We start from the raw sequence: 4,341 nt of genomic DNA, 5'->3' as shown, positions 1-4,341 counted from the left end.
GGTCTACCGGGCACTGACCAGCACACCGACCGAACGAATCACTCATACCGACCTGGCTCCAGCGGCTTGACAGCCATAGGAGCATCCGGACCTCTCGGGAGGTCACGCCGTACATCCCGAAGGAGTGGCGCAGCCGGTCCGTGGCCGCCGACACGTCGAAGGCGTCCTGGCCGGGGCGGAGCTTGAGCCGCAGGACCAGGCCGGTCCGAGTGGGCCGCAGCCGCAGGATGCGCGGCACCCGGGACTCCGGCACCGGCCGGTTGGCCACCCGGGCCAGCGCCAGCCGCCAGCGCGAGGGCGGGACCGTCAGCCCACAGGCGTCCATGACCGAGGCGTACCGGACCAGAACCCGCAGCGTGGCAAGGACGACTCCAAAGCTCAGCCAGTACCAGGCGGGGCGCCGCCACCGCAGGAATCCCGCAGCGGCGACGACCACAACCACAGCGACCATGAACCACGTCATGATCAGGCCGCCTCAGATGCCGAACCGGTAGCGGCCAGCGAGGTGACGGCGACCGCGCGGAAGGCGATCCCGTGCCGCTTCTGACCGTTGAACTCGTTCTCCCACGGCCGGGCGATCAACCCCGTCAGGGCCACCGGCGTGCCCATGGCCAGGTCACTGGAGATACCAGGCTCCGGGACAGCGACGGAAAGGATCTCGACTTCGTCGTTGGCCGCGAACATCACGTCCACGGTCATTAGCTTGACGCCGTCGGCGTCGGTGGCGATCTCGCCGGTCCGGCGGTCACGGACCTTGGGCTGCGGGGCCTTGGCGACCATCACAGTCGCGGCGGACGTGTCTACGGGAATCTGGCGCATGATGGAACTCCCTTGAGAGGGGCGGGAGCGGCGTACTTGCTTGGCGGTGGGTCGCCGCTCCTGTGAACGTGGTTGGAATGCCGCAGCAAAGCTGCGGAGTGCTTCACGCCACCAACTGGTGCGCACCAGAAGGTTGCATCTGGTGCGCACCAGATGTCAAGCGCTGTCGCGAGCCGGGCACCTCAACTCGCCTGACTGCGACGGTTCCAGGAAAGCGCGCCAGACAACGTCCCGGTAGACAACAGGGGTTAACACGAGACCGGTTAACCCCTCCCTACCTGCGCCGATGTGAGGCATCCTGCTGTTACGGCTCAACAACCCCAGGAGGAACGGCAGTACGACATGAGTGGACTCAGGGCAGCAAGAACGGCACGGGCCTGGTCACAGGAGCAGCTGGTGCGGGAGATCGAGCGCCATGCACGTCAGCACATGCTCACCGTCGCCTCAACCGCGAGTTTGCGAGTGTACGTCTCGGAATGGGAGAACGGCCGACGAACGATCTCCAGCTACTACGCCAAGATCCTCCGTGCCCTCCTCGGCATCACTGACGCCGAGCTCGGAGGCGGAGCGCAGCCGCCGGCACCCGCAACGGCGGACGGCTACGACGAGCTGATGGAGCGGATCGACGAGGCGCGGAACGTCAGCCTGACCATGGTGAAGACGTTCATGGACCAGACTGAACTGCTCCGGACCATCGACCGGCAGATGGGCGCCGCCAGCCTGGTCGACCAGATGACTGCCCACCTGACGCGGCTGGAGGACGCCCTTACCTTCGCCGTACTCCCGGAGACCCGACGCCCGGTCGCCCTGGCCCTGACCGGTGCGGCAACCCTCGCGGCCTGGCAGGCCCTTGACGTCGGAGCCGTCGAACGAGCCTGGCGTCACTACGAGCTGGGGAAGCGCGCCGCCCAGGAGGCCGAGGAACCGATGTACCTCGCCCACGCCACCGCCGAACAGGCCTACGTGCTCTGCGACGCCGGGCGCCCGGAAATGGCAGTGCACCTTGTTCGAGAAGCACAGCGTCTCGGAGGACAGGGCATGTCTCCGCGCCTCACGGCGTGGCTACACGCCGCCGAAGCGGAAATCTGCGCCCGAGCTGGGCTCCAAGAGGACTGCCGACGGGCTCTCGACCTCGCGATACGTCATCTGCCCGCAGGAGATGAAGCCCGCGATCCGGACATGCTGAGCATCTTCCTGAACGAAAGCCACCTCACCAGGTGGCGCGGGAACGCACTTGCCCTGATCGGCGACGGCGAAGCCGTGGACAACCTGTACACGGCACTGGAGACGACCGACCCCACGTTCGTCAGAGCGTCAGCCGGGCTCCATTGCGACTTGGCCCAAGCCCACCTGGCCCGCGGGGAACACGACCAAGCCCGAAAGCACCTGCGGCAAGCCCGACTCGCGGCGAGCCGAACCAAGTCAGTACGTCACAGGCGCCGGATAGAGCAGCTCACCCAGCGGTTGTAGGGGACGCGCCGGACCCTCGTGAAGCGAGCACATGGAGAAGGGCGACCAACGTGCCGGACCCCATCAGCTCACCACGAGCCATCAGGCCCGGAATGTCAGACAGCGGAACCCAGGCGATATGCCCCGCCTCTTCCAGATCGGTCGGCTCCCCAACGAGCTTCGCTCCCTCACCGACGAAGATGTCGTGAGGCGAGTCGACCATGCCGACCATGGGCTGGTAAGTGACCACGTGCTCCAGGGCGTTCGGCCGCCACCCGGTCTCTTCCTCGACCTCACGCAGTGCAGTCTGGAGGGGGTCTTCCCCCTGGTCGACGATGCCGCCCGGCAGCTCCCAGCCGAAGGCATCAGGGACGAAGCGGTACCGCCACATCATGAGCACGCGGTCTTGGTCGTCGATGACGGCAGCGATAGCCACATGATGAAGCCTGACCACATGGTGCTCGAAACGGTCTACGCCGGGCGGCTCAACGTCGACGAGGCTCAGCTTCACCCATCGGTTGTCATACAGCGTCCGCTCACCGTGGATCTGCCATGGCTCGACATCCGCCGGCGCTTCCGTGGTCACGGATCGATCCGGCACTCGGTACGAACTACGGCCGTGCACCTCGACGACGCCCTCGGCAACCAGCTTGGCCAGCACTTGGCGCAGGGCCGTGCGGCCGATCTCCAGGTCCTCCGACAGGGTCCGTTCGGACGGAAGCTTGGAACCCGGCGAGTACCTGCCCTCAGCGATCCACTCACGAATCGTGCGGTAGACCCGCTCCGACTTCGGTCCCATCCGGCGAGCACGCTCCTGTCGTCCTGCTATGTCGGCCAGCACAACTGTAGCCGGGACCTACTGACGTGAGTAGGTGAGCGTCAGTGCCCGTGATCAGTACTGATCAGGCCAGCGCGGTAAGAGTTTCCCTACGTTCATCAAGTGCCCGCGCACGGCGCGGGCGCGCGCCGCCTCTGCGGCGCGGCCTGCCTCCTGTCTGCGCCCCGGCTGGCCGCGCCCGGCGGCGCGCTGGCGAGCTGCGGGCATGAGGTGGGAGAAACCCTCTGTGGCTGGGGCGGTCGGCTCCACGGCTTTAGGCAGCCACTTTGGGGCGAGCCTCGAAGATCATGGCCCCAACGTCGTGCTTTACCGGGCAGGTCCACAGACTGCCCGACGCGCCGGAAGCTTACGGGGCCATGATCACTCGCCCCAAAGCAGCTCCAGCCCAAAGCCGCTCCACCGACCTCACACGGCTCGACAGGCCGCCCGGTCGGGACCGCCCAGCTAGGGAGCGTGGGTCAGTAAAAGGACTCCTGGAATGCCGTGCCTCGTGGTGGAGTGGGGCTGTCGGGCGCTGCTGAAAAAGGCGTGGCTGCCCGTCAGTCGTGATGCGACGATCAGTTCCGCATCTTGACCAAATCCGCGTCCCGGAGGTCCGCATGGACATCGCCTCACTGCTGCCGATGACCACGCCCCGGTTGTCGCTGCGTCTGTTCACTCCCAGCGACGCCGACGACCTGTACGCCTACCAGAGCCTGCCGAGCGTGGCGCGCTACTTGTACCGGCCGGCGCACACGCGGGAGCGCAGCGAGCAGGTTGCGGCCGAGCGCGCGGCGCACTCGGTTTGGTGCGCCGACGGGGACAAGCTGGCGCTTGCTGTGTGCCGACGCGATGAGCCCGGCATCCTTGGCGAGGTGACGCTCACCCTGGCCAATGCCCGCGCCGCCCAGGCTGAGATCGGCTGGACTCTCGACCCACGTCACCAGGGGCACGGCTATGCGACCGAGGCGGCCATGACGCTGGCCAGGTTTGCCTTCGACAGGCTGGGCGTGCACCGGCTCTACGCACGGCTGGATGTGGAGAACACCGGGTCTGTGCGGGTCTGTGAGCGCCTCGGGATGCGTCGGGAGGCGCACCTGGTCGAGAACGACCTCGACGGGGATCGCTGGGGCAGCGAGTACATCTACGCGGCGCTGGCCGCGGACATTGAGGAAGTTCCATCGTGATTCGTGCAGGTCAACGGTCCTGGTGTGACGAGTGGTTGGGGTGCTCGCGCAGCTCATCACGGTGATCAT

4 protein-coding genes and 1 pseudogene are annotated in these 4,341 nt (G+C 66.8%); 2 read left to right on the top strand and 3 right to left on the bottom strand.

Annotated elements, in window-relative coordinates:
* Both H8R17_RS44580 and H8R17_RS44575 read right to left on the bottom strand, forming a co-directional pair.
* A pseudogene (locus H8R17_RS44580) lies at positions 1 to 463 on the bottom strand (hypothetical protein); the annotation flags it as partial.
* A 2-nt stretch (positions 464 to 465) separates the two neighbouring features.
* Positions 466 to 819, bottom strand: a complete 354-nt coding sequence (locus H8R17_RS44575) for a hypothetical protein (RefSeq protein WP_187828861.1) — start codon at positions 817 to 819, stop codon at positions 466 to 468.
* A 429-nt stretch (positions 820 to 1,248) separates the two neighbouring features.
* Between H8R17_RS44575 and H8R17_RS44570 the strand changes: the two genes are divergently transcribed.
* A complete protein-coding gene (locus tag H8R17_RS44570; protein ID WP_187828862.1) occupies positions 1,249 to 2,289 on the top strand; it encodes an XRE family transcriptional regulator in 1,041 nt (346 codons plus the stop codon).
* Here H8R17_RS44570 and H8R17_RS44565 read toward each other — a convergent pair.
* Positions 2,273 to 3,067: a GntR family transcriptional regulator gene (locus H8R17_RS44565; RefSeq protein WP_187828860.1), complete on the bottom strand. Its 795-nt coding sequence runs from the start codon at positions 3,065 to 3,067 to the stop codon at positions 2,273 to 2,275. The genes H8R17_RS44570 and H8R17_RS44565 overlap by 17 nt on opposite strands.
* A 638-nt stretch (positions 3,068 to 3,705) precedes the next feature.
* Here H8R17_RS44565 and H8R17_RS44560 point away from each other — a divergent pair.
* Entirely contained in the window at positions 3,706 to 4,272 is a 567-nt protein-coding gene (locus H8R17_RS44560; RefSeq protein WP_187828859.1) for a GNAT family N-acetyltransferase, read from the top strand.
* Positions 4,273 to 4,341 lie beyond the last annotated feature (69 nt).

It is taken from the genome of Streptomyces sp. TRM68367 (assembly GCF_014495685.1).
Taxonomy (GTDB): Bacteria; Actinomycetota; Actinomycetes; order Streptomycetales; family Streptomycetaceae; genus Streptomyces.
This window is presented reverse-complemented; position numbering and strand designations above follow the sequence as displayed.

Coding starts and splice junctions, on each gene's coding strand:
- H8R17_RS44565 (WP_187828860.1), bottom strand. CDS start 3,067: ATGGGACCGAAGTCGGAGCGGGTCTACCGCACGATTCGTGAGTGGATC.
- H8R17_RS44560 (WP_187828859.1), top strand. CDS start 3,706: ATGGACATCGCCTCACTGCTGCCGATGACCACGCCCCGGTTGTCGCTG.
- H8R17_RS44575 (WP_187828861.1), bottom strand. CDS start 819: ATGCGCCAGATTCCCGTAGACACGTCCGCCGCGACTGTGATGGTCGCC.
- H8R17_RS44570 (WP_187828862.1), top strand. CDS start 1,249: ATGCTCACCGTCGCCTCAACCGCGAGTTTGCGAGTGTACGTCTCGGAA.